Below are 14,688 nucleotides of genomic sequence, written 5' to 3'. Positions count from 1 at the left end.
TTATTTGCTTATATTGAAAATTGTGTCTTTGGAAATTTTATTTTCCATTACATTATTTTTTACTTCGTTTTTTTTAATTTGGGGTTATTTTGGAGAAGGTGCAGGATCTGAAAGTTCTAGTGCACTATTGTGTCGACAAATTGCAACTTGCATCGTAGTACTCCCACCTTTAGTTTTTAATATTTATAAATTGTATGCGGCAACTGTAAAACAAAATTTCATTACTTTTTTAGGTGCGGAAATTATAATTGTTTTTCTATTTATTTATGCCTATCATAAAGGTTTTATTGGCAGCTAAAAACTGTTCAATCAAATTAAATCTATGCAATATATAAAAACAGTGTTGTGGTTTTCGTGCGCAAAAAGTTTAGCTCATAAAGATTAAGTTGTGATTGAAAATTTAAATACATTTCTGAAGAATCACATTGTGTTTTTAGACATAAAAATGTCTTGAAAAAGTACTTGAAAAAAAAATTTCATTTGGAAATAATTATAGAGGACGTGAATTAACACATATCCCCTAACAGCGGCTTCAAAAAATAGCGAAGAACTGGATTTATAAGAAATTATAAAGGTTTTAAATTTAAAGTTTTATTTATATTTGTGAAGGCTTGGTCTGTGTTCATCGCCATTTCTTGAAGCCGTGAAACTTTAGGCGGCATTTCACAACGAATTGTAAAAAATGACAAAAATTATAACATTCATATTGATTTTATTAATAATAAACGGAAGTAAACAGAAGAGCATTATTGCGTCATACGCAGCTATATCTTGTCCGTGCGCGCAGTGGAAAGTGGAAGGCGAAAAAGAAAATGTTTACTTGGAAAGAGAAAATGAAAAACTCAAAGATGTAAACAAACTTTGGGATGGAAAGACATTGCCTTTTAAAGTTGTGGTGAAAGGAAAATTTAAAGCTGGCAAAGGAATACCGAAAGGCTTTACAACAAAAGGAGAACCGAAAGCAGCGAAGATTTTTGTTTATAGCCAAATTGAAGTGCTAGAAGATTAAAAACGCCGCGTAACACTCGCTTCAGACAATTGCGAATTTTGTGGTCAATTCAAGTTTGTATTGCGCAAGAAATTTTATTTTTGAAGAAATAATCGGTTCTGAAGTTTGCTACTCCTTGAAACCACAGCACGTTAGTAGAAATTTTGAAAAATCTAATAAATAAGTACGTATGAAAATTATACCAGTAGCTCTTTTTTTGTTGTTGTTTGCTAACTTTAACCAACGTACTGATAGTTTTATCACTACTATTCAAAAGGATAACTTATGTAGAAATCATTCTCAAAAGAAAATCAAACTAGATAATTTAAATGAACTAGCTAAAACCAAAATATTAATCATTCAATGCAGTAATGGATATGGTTATTCCGGTTTGGGTTATGATTTCAATCCATTAATTGAACAAGAATTGATAAAAGATGCACGATTGGAAGTGATTCCGTTTTCTTATAAAAAACTAAAAGGGATTACTTATCAAGGAGTATATGATAAGAAATATGCAAAACCAATTATTCAAAAAATAAATGCGGATGTTTTTATAATGACCAAATTTGAAAAAGCACTTAGTGAACTATCTGACGAACGTGCAATCGAATGGGGTTATGAAATAAAAATATTGAATACTAAATCAATGCATCAAAAAATTTCAATTAAAGGAACAGGATTTAAAAAATACCTAGATTTGGAAAATGACATTCGATCAAAAAGTAGCATTTTAACTGAAGATATCCTAAACCTAAAGTAGACAGCCGTTTCAACTATAGCGAAATACAAGATTCATCTGAAATAGAAACAATCTTTAAAATAAAGTTTTATTTATATTTGTGAAGGTTTGGTTGTGGTTTATTTTCGCTACTTGAATCCATAAAAAGTTAAGTGTCTTATTTAATATATGTAATCTTTATAAAATGAAAAAAAAGTTAAGCCTTATTTTTTTACTATTCCTTTCATTGTCCAACGCCCAAAGTAAAGGTAGTTTTAAAATATGCCAGGATATTACAATACACATGATTACTTTTAATAAAAGTATTGGTAACCACTACATAAAAAGACCAATTGGAAATGAACTTATAGAACTGTGCTTCATTCTTGAAGAACAACCTAAGAAAAAACTAAAATGCTTTTTGATACAACGTACTGTCGATGATCTTGCAGCTGATAAATATACTAATGGTAGCAAACAAGAAGTTGACCTTTCCTATTTCTATGAACTTATAGAAAAGCTTAATAAAATTGATTCTAAAACCATTAGTGAGGACAGTAATGTTGCAGATGGTAGTACGTGTTCTATTGAAATTACTGGTGAAAATGTAGCTATCCGACTTTCTGACAATTGGGAAACCGAAAGTAAGGCTGAATTTTATAATTTGTTTGAATCCGTCTGGAATCAGTTTAAGAACTGAAAATAGTAGCACTTTCAAGAATTTACTAGCTGTTAATTCAATTGAAATCAAAAACGTTTTTACTAAAAAGTTGCTGCAACTTCTATGACTAAAATAAATTTATTCTAACTTTTATTCGTAAACTTGTTAAACACTAAAATTTGCCTTATGAAACTACTACTTCTATCCCTTTTTGCGGTCTTAAATTTTTCAGTTTATGGACAAGATGATATCCAACTCAGTTTTAAAAATGATAGCAATGCTGTTTACCATCTTTCATTGATTGTATTCACTCCAGATGGAAAAGGTCAAACAAGAGTTAGCAATGTTGAACCGAATGCTGTTAAAGAATATAATTTCCCAGTTGGTACAGAAATTTATATTGCCGACACTAAACAGGAAGAATTTGCAATGAAAGGTAATGACATCAGAAAAACACAAGTAAAACCTTGGCTTGTTGTGTCGCAATCTGATGCGAATAGAATTGTTTTATTAACTAGTTTAATACTAAAGTAAACTTTGCATTTATGCGGATTTATCAGAAATAGAAACGATTTTTACTAATCAGTGTACTCAAAATGAATAAAGTAGTCCCATTTTTTTTAATTCTTGTTGCGAATTTATGTGCAGCGCAAAGTCAATTCGTGGGCGATTGGAAAGTAACCGAAGTTAATGGAAATTCCGATTTCTATTATAACATTGAGTCCGATTCAATTAAAGTATCTAACCGTATAAAAAGTGAAACCAATTCAAAAGATTTGGAATTTTTCCTTGATATGATGAAAAGTGAATATCAAAATAAGCACTACATTTTTTCAAAATTTGAATTGCAAGACATTTCAGATGATGTAGTTTTACTAACTTCAAAATACCATGTAAAAGAATCCGAAAAGGTTATAGAAATTGTGGATGGAGGTGCACTGTCTAAAGCTTTTTTCACTTTCATAACAGACGATCAACTCCTACTCAGTTTTCCGATTGATGAAAACATCTTAAAATTAACCTTTAAAAAAATTAAATAAAAGACTGTTGCACATCAACATTTCAAAAATAACGAAGCACAAAATCAATCTAAACAATAAAGATATTTACTATAAAGTTTTGGTTATATTTGTAAAGGTCTGTGGTTAGTTGACCGCCACATCCTACAGCCCAAAAACAGTGCAATCCATTTAAAAACCACCTAAACAAAATACAATGGGACTATTTGATTTATTCCGAAAAAAAACAACCAAAGCGTCGGATGATAGCAATCCGACAGATTTTATGGCCGAAATGGAAGCCATGATACAAAAGATTAAAGATGAAGAAGGCACCGAACTAGACGAATTGCCCAATCATAGCGGTGAATTTGGCTTTTCGAAAGACAATCCGATACTGGTAACCAGTGTTGCTGAATCCCGAAAATACTTAGATAAATTAATTTATATACAACCGGGTGCTTCTCAGTATACTTGGAATCGAACGGGTTCCATGCGAAGCAGTATTGTGAGCACACCCATTGATGAATACAATTTATTAGACACTGATTTTAAAATTGTTACAACGATTTACATTTGGCCTTACAACAAGGTAAATTCCAAAAAAGTACCCGAAGGATTTGGTCTAATGGAAGATTAAATTGAAAAAAGGCTACTACTAAAAGGCGCGCAACAGCAGTATAAGAAATTGGGTTTCAAATTGAATTGTAAGCTTGTCTCGTGCTATTCATTTACAGTGGGCAATCTAATACAATTGCAACGACATAAGTACTCGGAACGTTAGCCACATAAAGTAACAACAACACACCAAATAACTATGAAAAGATTCCTAATTGTTAGTATTTCGTTATTTTTTTCAGACAGTTTTGCTCAAGAATATGGACAAGAAGGCTATCAGGAAAAAAGATACCGAGAAGCAATGGCAGCTTTAAAAAACAAAGAATACGAATATGCTTGCAATGAATTTAACTTTGTTCACGGGTATAAAAAAAACGAATTAAGCCGCATTGCCCTAAAAAAAGCCGATTCACTTCTACCCTTTGCACAGCAAAACATTCGCAAGAAAATTATGGGTAAATGGATCTTGAAAGAAAGCGGTTCGAATTGGGGATTTGAAGCAGTAAAAGACAACGGCATACAAAAATTGTTGTTCATAGACGAAGACCAATTTTCCTTTTACGACTTGGACGTGAAAACAAATACAATGACTTTAACCAAAGTTGAAAAATCGGTTTTTACAAAAGTTAGGGATTATCGAAATCTGGCGTTTGAATTTGTTTTTTCTGATAAAACGCTCTGGAAATTTTATTTTATTGAAGAAAGACAAATTTTGAAACAATTCATGATTGGCGAAGAAGTTGAAAACGGACGAACTGAAATAGTCTGCGGCAACTCGGAATACAATTACACCCGAATGCCATAGAAAGAAACCTAAATCGCACTGTAACAAGCTGAAACGCTATTTTTTAATGCAAAAAGACACAAACGAAGTATAAAAATTTGGTTATAACTTTGTTGAAAATCAGGTAGTTTTACGTGGTTTTTTGTGGGGATTATTTTATATGTTTGTGTGGAAGAAAAGCACCTACTTGTAACGGACATTATATAGTTAGGCGCTATTTAAATGCAAACCGATAAAATTAGAATATTTTCATATATTAGCAGAATTAAGAAATATAAAAAATGGAAGATCCAGTTATAGACCATAAATTTTCAATTAGTTTAGTTACGCAAGGCGAACATAGATTTTATACCTTAACAATGCCGTCAGATGTTCTTGCAAAAACTTGCTTTGTTTCATCACGAGATGCAAATCCCGTCGATGGTTTTCAAAGATTACTTGATAAAGACAGAGCAGAAAAAATTGCTGAATACATAGATAAAGGCATGGGGACAATTCCAACTGCAATCATCTTGTCTGCTCAGCCAGAAGCAGAACTTGAAATTATTGGAGGAGGAAAAACAATTAAATTTAAAGATAATCCTAAAAGTTTTTTAATACTAGATGGTCAACATAGAGTTTTTGGTTTTTCTATGGCACTTACATCAGTTAGAGTGCCAGTTGTAATTTATAATAATCTATCTAAAAGAGATGAAACAAGAATTTTTATTGATATAAATACAAGCCAAAAACCAGTTCCGAATGAGTTATTATTTGACATAAAAAATCTTGCTGAATATGAAAACAATTCTGAATTATTATTACGAGAAATATTTGATTTATTTCATGAAGAATCTGATAGTTTTTTATTGGGTCTAACAAGTCCAGCACAAAAATCAAGAACAAAAATATCTAGAGTTACTTTTAATCAAGCATTCACATCGATCGTCAAAAATTTTGGAGATAAAGAATCCGAAGAAATTTATGAAATTTGTAATGCGTATGTTGGAGCTTTTTACAATGGTTTAAAAAGATTAAATTTGGAAAATTCAATGACAAATTCTACAGTTTTTAAATCAATTATTTCAATTTTTCCACATGTAGCACAAAGAACGAAAGACAAATATTCAAATTATAGAATTGATTCTTTTAATGAAATTTTAAGTCCACTTTTTTCAAAAATAAAACCAAGTAAATTATCAAAACCGGGGAATAGCTACAAAGATTTATCAGCTTATTTAATTGACTGTTTAAAAACGGACTTTGTTTTATAGATGTATATAGAAGATATTTTTAGAACATATTGGGCTCATGGTCTTAATAACATTACTGTAAATAATGCGGTAACATTTAATGATTGGATAAAAGAAGGAAAAGATTATCAAATAAGAAACCAAGTAAAGGAAGATGAATTCACTCTTGATTTAAATGAAAGATCTCTATTCTTAAATCCAATATCAAAAGATTGCAATAGATTTTGTACTTCATCATTAGAAAGTATAATTAAAATTGACAATTTGGACATTTTACCAAAATCAATCAGCTGGCTTTTAATTAAGCAATATTATTCCGCATTTTACTCTGCGCATTTAATACTAAGATTTTTAGGAAATTCATTGTCACAATTTGATAGTGATGGCATAAAAAAAGTAAAAAGTATTGCTGATTTATATGGTAACTTAAATGGTATAAATGTACAAGGTGGCTATTATTTAGTAGATTATGCTGATAATACTAAATCCGTAAGTTGCAAAAAAATAAAAATTAATGATGATGGTGGATCACACGTTGCCCTTTGGAAAATTTTTGGAGAAAAGATTAAATTTATTAGTACCGATTGTTTGGCTAAAAATACATCAACAGATATTCAATTATTTACAAAACAACTAGATGATTTAATAAATAATTTATGTTATGTTGGTTCAAACAATTACAGTTGGTTATCAAGAATAAGAAATGACTTAAACTATAAACATTTGTATGGGGTTTGGCATCCATATACACTTCATAAAAATGATTTAGACTTTATAATTCGGAATCTAAGTGCATGGAAGGGCGATATTAATAAAATCGAATTATCAAATTTAACGGGAAGAGAAATAGTACGATTTTCTAACACTTGTCAGTTCATTATAGGGCTTTCTAAAAAAATTAGTGAGGATATGTCTAAGAGATGTTCCATGGGAAGTTCTTTTTTAAATTCAGGCTATTCAAAAATAATTAACATCGCCTAACAGCTGTTTAGTGTTTTAACCTTTTTTAAGTATTGTTTTTACTGATGTTTTATGTAATATTTTAAAATAGGTACAACATAGGTACAACATTCTTAACTATAATACTCTACCAATTTTTTGAAAATGCAAATAGTCCTTTTTGCTCGTTTTTAGCGGTTAAATTTAGCATTTGATACTTTGATAATTCATAACAGAAATAGCGACTATATGGCTTTGCAAATCCTTCCTGTATCATAATTTCATTTAAACAGGAACCATCTTCTAGAAAAACATAAGCTAAAGTTCTTCCATATAAATCAATTTCGTTTTCTGTTTCCACTAAAATTGAAACATTTGTATTTGGTGGTGCAATTTCCAATAGATATTTTAAAGATTTTCTGCCTAACTCCATTAAAAATTGTGCAGCTAAATGTGTTTCTCTTTCATCTTGGGTTAATTTTCTACAAGGTTTTAACTCTGGAGCATCAATCCCTAAAAATCTAATTTCAAATTCTTGATTATTAAAAATATTTTCAACAATTAATCCATCACCATCAACAACTTTTTTAATTTTCAGATGATTTTTTATAATAATATTTTCTTTTGCGTTTATTTGCATTGTTTTACTTTATTTAACTACTTGATTTATAATGTTTTATGTTTTATTTTTACAATATTAAAAAAAAATATTCATCAATCAAAAAACACACAACAGATGGCAAAACAAAAAGGTCACATTAAGTATGTCGGCACACTCGGAGAAGTTAGACACTTCAAAATCAAAGGAAATGATGGTTACTTTGCTGGTCTAAAAGGTGGTCCAACCGCCGAGCAAGTAAAAACTGCACCTGGCTTTATTCGTACTCGTGAAAATATGAGCGAATTTGGAGCTTGTGCCAATGCAGGTAAATCAGTAAGAGTTGGTTTATCTTCATTAATGAAACAAATGGCAGATAATCAATTGACAGGTCGATTAACTGCAATTATGAAAAAGATCAATATTGAAGATGGTTCTGAAGCAAGAGGACAAAGAGCAGTATTAGTTTCGCAACAACCTCAATATTTGAAAGGTTTAGATTTTAACCGTAACATTTCATTTAATGGTGTTTTTTCAGCTCCCTACTCATTAACTCCTAATGTAGATAGAAATGAAAGTGTTTTAACTATTCCTTCGTTTAATCCTGCTAATTTTATTAGTGTTCCATCAGGAGCAACACATTTTAGAATTATCAATGCAATTTCAGTTATTGCAGATTTCGTATTCAATCCAACTACTGGTGCTTATGAAGCTGCCGATACTGATTTAAATGAACTTTCAAACATTGCTTATTCAGCTTACACACCTGTCGATGTTGCTACTACTCCACTAACAGTAACTGCCACGTTACCAAATGCTCCAACAATGAATACAAATGTAACTGCAATTGGAAGTATTGGAATTGAGTTTTACCAACAAGTTGGCTCAAACTATTATTTGTTTAATGCAGGAAACGCAATGAAAATACAAGATTTATTTTAGTAGATTTCAAATTCAAAATTAAGCCCTTTCTTTCGATTGGGCTTTTTTTATTCTCAAATTATAGATTTTCTATATAATGGTAACTTATGTATTAAATATGTATGGAATATGTATTAAATATCCATTAATCAATTCTTTGTTTAGAAGTGGTAATAAAAGTCTAAATCAAAAAAGAATAATTGTTTTTTTATCAATTCCACAAACACAAATAAATCCATAACATTCCGATTAAAAAAGACCATTCCGATAAGACTTCAACTTGAGCTGTTTTTTTTAAACGAATGCCCTACGTCGGTTTCAATTGAAAATCAAATGTTGTGGCATTCGTTTAAAAAAAATTGCATCCTATGGGGTTTGGGGAAATGGAAGATTTCCCCAACTGTACTTACCTAGTGCGCTGGCAGTAGCGAAACAAGGGTATAGTTTTTTATTTGCTTATCGGGATGTTCTGATTGCTTTTATTGTTGGCTTGGTGCTTCGTTTCTTCTTTTGAAAATATGTTTTCTTATTTTATTGAATGCTTCTTTATTATTGAGTAGCATCAAGACAGCTTAAAAGCAATTTACTACTAAACGTCTGACAAATAAAAAACTATACTCTTGTGGGCAAATTTGATTATTGAGGATGCCTGATTGTTCTTGCGAAATAGATAGTTTCTAATTATAACAAATGTTGTACGGATATGTAATGGCATCTTCAATAAACAATGCAAATACTTTACCGCTTTTGGGTGGGTGCGGCTGGTGTGGCGGCTATTTTACATAATGAAATTATAGTTTCGAGCCCATCGGTGTTCGTGGGCTTGAACTATAATGTTGCCTTCATTATGTAAAATAGCTTGGGAAGGGTTTTGGCTTCGAGGGTTGGAAAACAGCTCTTTACTTTTTTTATAAAACAAAAAAAACAATAATAAAGGTTTATAAAAAAATAAAGTGCTGTTTATGCGTTGGGAAAGCCAAAACCCTGTGAGCGTTGGCAGAGCGTTGGCTTGGGTGGGTGCAAAAAGGTCAGCGATAGCGTTCATATTTTTTTTTATTTACTTTCCTTATCATATTAACGAAATGAAGCAAACAAAGAATTGATTCTAGGAATACTTGGACTAGGAGCGATTTTTGTGCAGATGAATGAGGTAATGGCTATTTATTCTCTTTTTAAATAATAAACAAAAAGTAGTGAAATAGACTAATTATGCAAATACTTTTTATATTTACACAGTTTTTTATTAGAAATGTCAAAAGAAAAAATAGAAATAATATTAGATAAGTATCCTGATGGCTCAAATATTGAGTTAGATAATATGTCATTGGATGCTGCGAAAATATTATTAGATATAGTCCAGGCTTTTACAAAAATAGCTGAAACTGAAAACAATCCTAATATAAAAATAGGTATACGAACTGGTAGCGCTTGTTGTACAATTGATGATGCTGAAATAATTTACGATAATATGCTAAAAGTTGTAAATGAAGATGATGACAGAAGTAATGATTATGTTTCAAATTTGTTAATAGTTCAAGACAAATTACAAAACAGCAACTTTAAGTTCAAAGCAGTTTATACAAATAAATTAAATGTTGAAGTACCAATAATTAATTTATTTGAAAAAAAATTTAAGCAAAGAAGAGAAAGAAAAGTAATAAAACACATTTTTAACATAGATTTTTTTAAAGGCAAACTTTATGAAAGTGGTGGAAAAATACCAAATTTTCATATTGAACAAAATGGAACAAAGTATAAGATTAAATGTAAAGAAGATCAAGCAATAGAAGTTGGCAAATTTCTATATAAGGAAGTAAAAATATCTGCTTGGGGAAAATTAAATTCAAATAATAAAATGACATACGAATTTTGCGATATTTACAATGCAAATCAAGATGACTTTTATGGAAATTTTAAAGATTTCATAAGAGAAAATAATTCTATGTCTGGAACTGAACCATTGAAACATATTCATTATAAATTGAAATCATACTTTTCAGATGGAAAATTTAAAGAAAGTAGAAAATTTATTAAAATGTTTTGTAATGAAACAGCCGATGTTAATAGATTAAGATCAATATTGTTGATTTCTAAACCATTTAAAGATAATAATGATATAAGCGATTTGTTGAAAACTATAGAAGAATTGATTGAAGTTAAAACAAAAAGAAAGGTATTGTAATGAATATTAATTTAAATAACATACCTGAACATATTTTTAAAATACAAGAATGTGATACCAATGAGGATTTTATTGCTATTGGAATAGAATTAGATGAAAATGGTTATGGACATCATAGCGGAATATTTATTTCTTTAAACAATGAATTAGTTTTATTTCATTTTGATGGTTCGACTGTTAAAATTGAAAATTCAAATGATATAAATGAATGGTTTTTGCTAAATAAACTTGTTATTTTTGAAGGAGAGGATGATTTCATTATAAATTTTAAAGCTCATTGTGAAATAATTTGTGAAGAGTCGAAGCCTGAATTTGGCTTTCTTTTTGATGGTTCATATTATGACATTAATGGCAATTATTTTACTGAAACAGAATTTAATGATGTAACTACTTGTGTTGGTTTTTGTATAAAAGTTATTCAAGGTTATTTAAATAGTTCTAATTATATTGACTTTGACGGCTGGGATATTAATAGCCTAGAGGATTATAAGTTGAAAAATAGTGAGTTTTACGAATATCAATTAGAAAGTTTAAAAGAAAAATATCCTCAAAGAATTGAAGAAATTAAAGAAAAGTATTTTAAAAGAATTTTACCATCCGAACTAACAAGTTCTGGTTTTTGTGATTTGTTACCTATTACAAAAGAAAGTATAGATTATATAAAACCTACCGTAGAAATGACTTTACAAACAAAAAGACTTTTATAGCTTATTTTTTTATATTCTGACGGCTCAATAGGGCTTTCGCAATCCAAACCAATTTTATTTTTTTCTTGCATTAGTTTCAAAATTTGCTAATTCTTTTGAAGTAGAATATCTTTTATTATGACAACCCACCCCTGCTTTTATTATTAATATTTATCTTTTTACAATAACGAAATTCAATTCATCGTATTTATAATCTACAACTTCACCGCTAATTATTAACTCAATGGCTTGTTCAATTACTTCGATAGGTGCTATAAACCATTCTCTTGGTGTGTGACGTTTTTTATTTTCATCGAAAACATCAATATTTAGACACGCTTTACCAAAGAAGTTGTGCAATAATTGTTCAAGCTTCTGTGGGTTCATATTGTAACATTTCCAAGTAGTGATAATTCTTACTTGTGCCATTAAATATGTTGGGTCCTTTTCGGCATTTTTAATTCTCTCTTCAACTGTATCTTTAGAATATCCAATTTTAAATAAATTATCTATTGCTAGTATTCTTTCATCTTTAGTTTTAGATTTTAATACATAAATAAATCCCGCTTCTTCATCTTCTTCAGTAATGTTGCTAAACTTTTCTATGAAATTTTCATTTACTTTGGTCAAATCGTCGGTGATGCTCTGTCCGTTTGTAAATAAATTTTTGAATAACGAACGCAATTTCATATTAGATTCGGTTCCGTTTTCAAATATTATTTTGGTTCGTCCGTCTAATTTTCCGAATTTATCTTTTTTGACATCAATTGTTTTTTCTAACAATAAAAGAATACCGTTATGAATAAAATATCGACCTTCATTTTGATGGTTTTCGTTAAACTCAACAATTTTTCTTTTACCTTCAACTAAATCTTTTTGAACTTGTTTGAAAAACGGCTCGTATTTATGGAAATCTTTACACGGTTTTCTTCTTGCTACAAAATCCGTTGCTGCTCTATCATAGTCTTTTGGAGTATGTTTAAAATCAAATAAATCAGTATCATCATCTAACAAATCGAAAGCATCACCATTAAAAATATCTTCTAATGAATTAATCTCCTTTTTTTCGATGCTTAATAATCCGTGTACATCTTGATTTTCTAGCAATGCCGTTTTCTCTGTATTTTCTCTAATTTTTTTTAATCTTGAATAGAGTTGAAACTCTGCTATATTGCTTGGGTTGGCTTGTGGTTCTTTATTATTTTTTGATACAAACTCGTTAATTTCTGCAAACGATGCTAATAATCTTTCTTCTTCGTTTTTTGCACTAGAAACTTTGGGCTTGACATTTAAAATATCAAACTCATCATCATTAAAAATAGCATCAAGTACTTTTTGTTTATCCATTTGCTAATCGTTTTCTTTTTTCTTCTTTCAAATAAATTATACACTCTGCCATTCTTCTTTCTAATGGATTATTAGAAGTTAAGCTAGGTTCTTTGTTATATAACTTTTTGAATTCTGTTATTTGTGGCCACAAAATTGCTGCTTCTTCAAAATCCATTGTAAACCTTGTAGCTTGAATGGTATCTTGAATAATTTTTAATACTTTGGTTGTAACCGATTTCGAAAGGATTTCAAAAGCTTTCTGAAAAGGATTAATTCTATCTATCAAATCAATATTTATATCATCAATATTTACAAATTTATCAGCCATTGTAATAAATCTTTGGTCGCCAACTTCTTTAATTGTACCGTTTTTTATTACTGCATCTACTACAACATATTGACGTATTTCTTCTATTTCTTCGTCTGATAAATCTGGATATTTAACTCTTATGATTTTTGGTATTAAAACTTTGTTGATTACTTCGGGATCAATATTACCTGGCATTGCTTTTATCATTCTATCATCTTGTAGAATAGTAGCTTTTAAGTCATTCAAATCGGCTTCAATAATATCTTTAACTCTTTTTGAACTTGGCTCTTTAAAACCTCTTATTTTGATTTCGCCCGGCTTTACTTCGGCATCATCATTATCAACTTTGGTTTTGAATTTAAAATTTGGTGCTAATACTTGTTCCATCAATAACGATGCTGTAATGGCTTTTAGCATATTGTTAGTAGCTACTTTAACATCATCACGAATAGCGTCTGGACTTGCAATAAGATTTGTAAATTGTGCGTGAGATTTATTATCACTATCACGAGTACATCTGCCAATAATTTGAATAATCTCTGTTAATGAACCTCTATAACCAACCGTTAAAGCGTGTTCACAAAATGGCCAATCAAAACCCTCTTTTGCCATACCTAACGCAATGATAATATCCATATCATCAATAGATTTTATATCGCGCAAGTAGTTTACTATTTTATCTCTTTCTTTAGAAGTATCTTCAACCAAATTAGCTACTTTGAGTAGTTTACCATCGCTATGTCTTTTTATTTCAATAACGCCTGTTTGACTGTCTTGTTTAACCACATCGCCAATAGCATCTATAATAAAATTAACTTCGTCGTGTTTTTGCTTGGTACTTTCGCCTGAATTTACATTTGGAATATGAATAATTGTTTTCTTGTTAGTATCTAAAACATCAAGAATTGCTGTTGTATATTGTCCTGTATAGAAATGATAACCAATCCCTAATGATTTAAGGTAGTTGTAACCATTTAATTGTTCGTAATAATTATAAGTTACTGGTGTAAATTTTCTTTCATATTCTGGTGTTAGAATTGGCACACTATCTCCACGAAAGTAGGAACCTGTCATAGCAATTATATGCGCTGTAGATTTGTTCATTATAGCTTTTAAACGTTCTCCCAACTTATTGTTTACATCGGCAGAAACGTGATGAAATTCATCTATTGCAAGTAATGTATTGTTGAATTTTGTTTCGTCTAAACCCTCACAACCAAAACGTAAAGTGGCGTGTGTACAAATTAATATTTTTTCATCATTATCCATAAAATTATGGAATGCTTTTACTTTGCTACTACTACCATCATCGCCTGGAGTACAAAGGTTGTATATGTCATTAGGTTCCCAATTGGCAAAAAAACCATCTTTTTTTAAATCAGTAGCAGAAAATGAACTTCCTATCGAACGTTCCGGAACAGCAACTATAACTTTTTTAATACCTTGATTAACCAATTTATCTAATGCCAAGAACATTAAAGCACGAGATTTACCTGAAGCTGGTGGTGCTTTTAGCAATAAATATTGTGCATCACGAGAAGCAAAAGCCCGAGTTTGCATTTCACGCATTCCCATTGTATTTATTTTGGTGCTTTCTCCTGTTTGGTTGTAGCTTACATTTACTATATCTGGCATATTTATTATTTGTTGGTGGTTGATATTCTTTAATAAAATGATTTTTTTATTTAATATTTTTAAAACATACAATTAAATAACTAAAC

The 14,688-nt window shown here is 30.0% G+C and carries 17 protein-coding genes; 13 read left to right on the top strand and 4 right to left on the bottom strand.

The genetic code is table 11. The annotated features are described in order from the left end of the window. Positions 1-28: 28 nt before the first annotated feature. From ACZ098_RS14250 to ACZ098_RS14205, 10 genes are all read left to right on the top strand, one after another. A complete protein-coding gene (locus ACZ098_RS14250) occupies positions 29-298 on the top strand; it encodes a hypothetical protein (protein WP_487312434.1) in 270 nt (89 codons plus the stop codon). Between the two features lie 384 nt (positions 299-682). Continuing rightward, positions 683-1,009 (top strand): hypothetical protein, encoded by a 327-nt coding sequence (locus tag ACZ098_RS14245; protein ID WP_487312433.1) that lies wholly within the window; start codon positions 683-685, stop codon positions 1,007-1,009. A 169-nt stretch (positions 1,010-1,178) separates the two neighbouring features. Next, entirely contained in the window at positions 1,179-1,751 is a 573-nt protein-coding gene (locus ACZ098_RS14240) for a hypothetical protein (protein ID WP_487312432.1), read from the top strand. Positions 1,752-1,914: 163 nt separating this feature from the next. Continuing rightward, positions 1,915-2,409 (top strand): hypothetical protein, encoded by a 495-nt coding sequence (locus ACZ098_RS14235; RefSeq protein WP_487312431.1) that lies wholly within the window; start codon positions 1,915-1,917, stop codon positions 2,407-2,409. A gap of 147 nt (positions 2,410-2,556) precedes the next feature. After that, complete coding sequence (locus ACZ098_RS14230) at positions 2,557-2,904, top strand: hypothetical protein (protein ID WP_487312430.1); 348 nt, start codon at positions 2,557-2,559, stop codon at positions 2,902-2,904. Between the two features lie 62 nt (positions 2,905-2,966). Next, a complete protein-coding gene (locus tag ACZ098_RS14225) occupies positions 2,967-3,410 on the top strand; it encodes a hypothetical protein (protein ID WP_487312429.1) in 444 nt (147 codons plus the stop codon). Positions 3,411-3,585: 175 nt separating this feature from the next. Continuing rightward, a complete protein-coding gene (locus ACZ098_RS14220; protein ID WP_487312428.1) occupies positions 3,586-4,008 on the top strand; it encodes a hypothetical protein in 423 nt (140 codons plus the stop codon). A 177-nt stretch (positions 4,009-4,185) separates the two neighbouring features. Next, positions 4,186-4,791 carry a hypothetical protein gene (locus ACZ098_RS14215; protein ID WP_487312427.1) on the top strand — a complete coding sequence of 202 codons (606 nt, stop codon included), beginning with the start codon at positions 4,186-4,188 and terminating at the stop codon, positions 4,789-4,791. Positions 4,792-5,051: 260 nt separating this feature from the next. Next, a complete protein-coding gene (locus ACZ098_RS14210; protein WP_487312426.1) occupies positions 5,052-6,023 on the top strand; it encodes a DGQHR domain-containing protein in 972 nt (323 codons plus the stop codon). Continuing rightward, positions 6,024-6,983 carry a hypothetical protein gene (locus ACZ098_RS14205; RefSeq protein WP_487312425.1) on the top strand — a complete coding sequence of 320 codons (960 nt, stop codon included), beginning with the start codon at positions 6,024-6,026 and terminating at the stop codon, positions 6,981-6,983. A 106-nt stretch (positions 6,984-7,089) separates the two neighbouring features. Here ACZ098_RS14205 and ACZ098_RS14200 read toward each other — a convergent pair whose 3' ends face one another. After that, positions 7,090-7,581 carry a thermonuclease family protein gene (locus tag ACZ098_RS14200; protein WP_487312424.1) on the bottom strand — a complete coding sequence of 164 codons (492 nt, stop codon included), beginning with the start codon at positions 7,579-7,581 and terminating at the stop codon, positions 7,090-7,092. Between the two features lie 96 nt (positions 7,582-7,677). Here ACZ098_RS14200 and ACZ098_RS14195 point away from each other — a divergent pair, with 96 nt between their 5' ends. After that, complete coding sequence (locus tag ACZ098_RS14195; RefSeq protein WP_487312423.1) at positions 7,678-8,481, top strand: hypothetical protein; 804 nt, start codon at positions 7,678-7,680, stop codon at positions 8,479-8,481. Between the two features lie 757 nt (positions 8,482-9,238). Here ACZ098_RS14195 and ACZ098_RS14190 read toward each other — a convergent pair. After that, on the bottom strand, positions 9,239-9,505 hold the full coding sequence (locus ACZ098_RS14190) for a hypothetical protein (protein ID WP_487312422.1): 267 nt from the start codon (positions 9,503-9,505) through the stop codon (positions 9,239-9,241). A gap of 204 nt (positions 9,506-9,709) precedes the next feature. Between ACZ098_RS14190 and ACZ098_RS14185 the strand changes: the two genes are divergently transcribed. Further along, a complete protein-coding gene (locus ACZ098_RS14185) occupies positions 9,710-10,642 on the top strand; it encodes a hypothetical protein (protein ID WP_487312421.1) in 933 nt (310 codons plus the stop codon). Beyond that, a complete protein-coding gene (locus ACZ098_RS14180) occupies positions 10,642-11,349 on the top strand; it encodes a hypothetical protein (protein WP_487312420.1) in 708 nt (235 codons plus the stop codon). The genes ACZ098_RS14185 and ACZ098_RS14180 overlap by 1 nt, the downstream gene beginning before the upstream one ends. 150 nt (positions 11,350-11,499) lie before the next feature. On the opposite strand, the gene ACZ098_RS14175 is transcribed toward ACZ098_RS14180, so the two are convergent. Next, positions 11,500-12,675 carry a GIY-YIG nuclease family protein gene (locus ACZ098_RS14175; protein WP_487312419.1) on the bottom strand — a complete coding sequence of 392 codons (1,176 nt, stop codon included), beginning with the start codon at positions 12,673-12,675 and terminating at the stop codon, positions 11,500-11,502. Beyond that, the gene (locus ACZ098_RS14170) at positions 12,668-14,602 is read right to left on the bottom strand and encodes a DEAD/DEAH box helicase (protein ID WP_487312418.1); all 1,935 of its coding nucleotides are present in this window, start codon (positions 14,600-14,602) and stop codon (positions 12,668-12,670) included. The genes ACZ098_RS14175 and ACZ098_RS14170 overlap by 8 nt, the downstream gene beginning before the upstream one ends. Positions 14,603-14,688: the final 86 nt, after the last annotated feature.

Source organism: Flavobacterium sp. SP2, assembly GCF_057626655.1.
Note: the sequence above shows the minus strand (reverse complement) of the source record. Positions and strands in the feature narration are given on the sequence as shown.

Bases quoted from the DNA above. Each gene is read 5' to 3' on its own strand.
- ACZ098_RS14180 (WP_487312420.1), top strand. From the start codon at position 10,642: ATGAATATTAATTTAAATAACATACCTGAACATATTTTTAAAATACAA.
- ACZ098_RS14200 (WP_487312424.1), bottom strand. From the start codon at position 7,581: ATGCAAATAAACGCAAAAGAAAATATTATTATAAAAAATCATCTGAAA.
- ACZ098_RS14215 (WP_487312427.1), top strand. From the start codon at position 4,186: ATGAAAAGATTCCTAATTGTTAGTATTTCGTTATTTTTTTCAGACAGT.
- ACZ098_RS14230 (WP_487312430.1), top strand. From the start codon at position 2,557: ATGAAACTACTACTTCTATCCCTTTTTGCGGTCTTAAATTTTTCAGTT.
- ACZ098_RS14240 (WP_487312432.1), top strand. From the start codon at position 1,179: ATGAAAATTATACCAGTAGCTCTTTTTTTGTTGTTGTTTGCTAACTTT.
- ACZ098_RS14190 (WP_487312422.1), bottom strand. From the start codon at position 9,505: ATGAACGCTATCGCTGACCTTTTTGCACCCACCCAAGCCAACGCTCTG.
- ACZ098_RS14175 (WP_487312419.1), bottom strand. From the start codon at position 12,675: ATGGATAAACAAAAAGTACTTGATGCTATTTTTAATGATGATGAGTTT.
- ACZ098_RS14245 (WP_487312433.1), top strand. From the start codon at position 683: ATGACAAAAATTATAACATTCATATTGATTTTATTAATAATAAACGGA.
- ACZ098_RS14235 (WP_487312431.1), top strand. From the start codon at position 1,915: ATGAAAAAAAAGTTAAGCCTTATTTTTTTACTATTCCTTTCATTGTCC.
- ACZ098_RS14170 (WP_487312418.1), bottom strand. From the start codon at position 14,602: ATGCCAGATATAGTAAATGTAAGCTACAACCAAACAGGAGAAAGCACC.
- ACZ098_RS14210 (WP_487312426.1), top strand. From the start codon at position 5,052: ATGGAAGATCCAGTTATAGACCATAAATTTTCAATTAGTTTAGTTACG.
- ACZ098_RS14225 (WP_487312429.1), top strand. From the start codon at position 2,967: ATGAATAAAGTAGTCCCATTTTTTTTAATTCTTGTTGCGAATTTATGT.
- ACZ098_RS14195 (WP_487312423.1), top strand. From the start codon at position 7,678: ATGGCAAAACAAAAAGGTCACATTAAGTATGTCGGCACACTCGGAGAA.
- ACZ098_RS14220 (WP_487312428.1), top strand. From the start codon at position 3,586: ATGGGACTATTTGATTTATTCCGAAAAAAAACAACCAAAGCGTCGGAT.
- ACZ098_RS14185 (WP_487312421.1), top strand. From the start codon at position 9,710: ATGTCAAAAGAAAAAATAGAAATAATATTAGATAAGTATCCTGATGGC.
- ACZ098_RS14205 (WP_487312425.1), top strand. From the start codon at position 6,024: ATGTATATAGAAGATATTTTTAGAACATATTGGGCTCATGGTCTTAAT.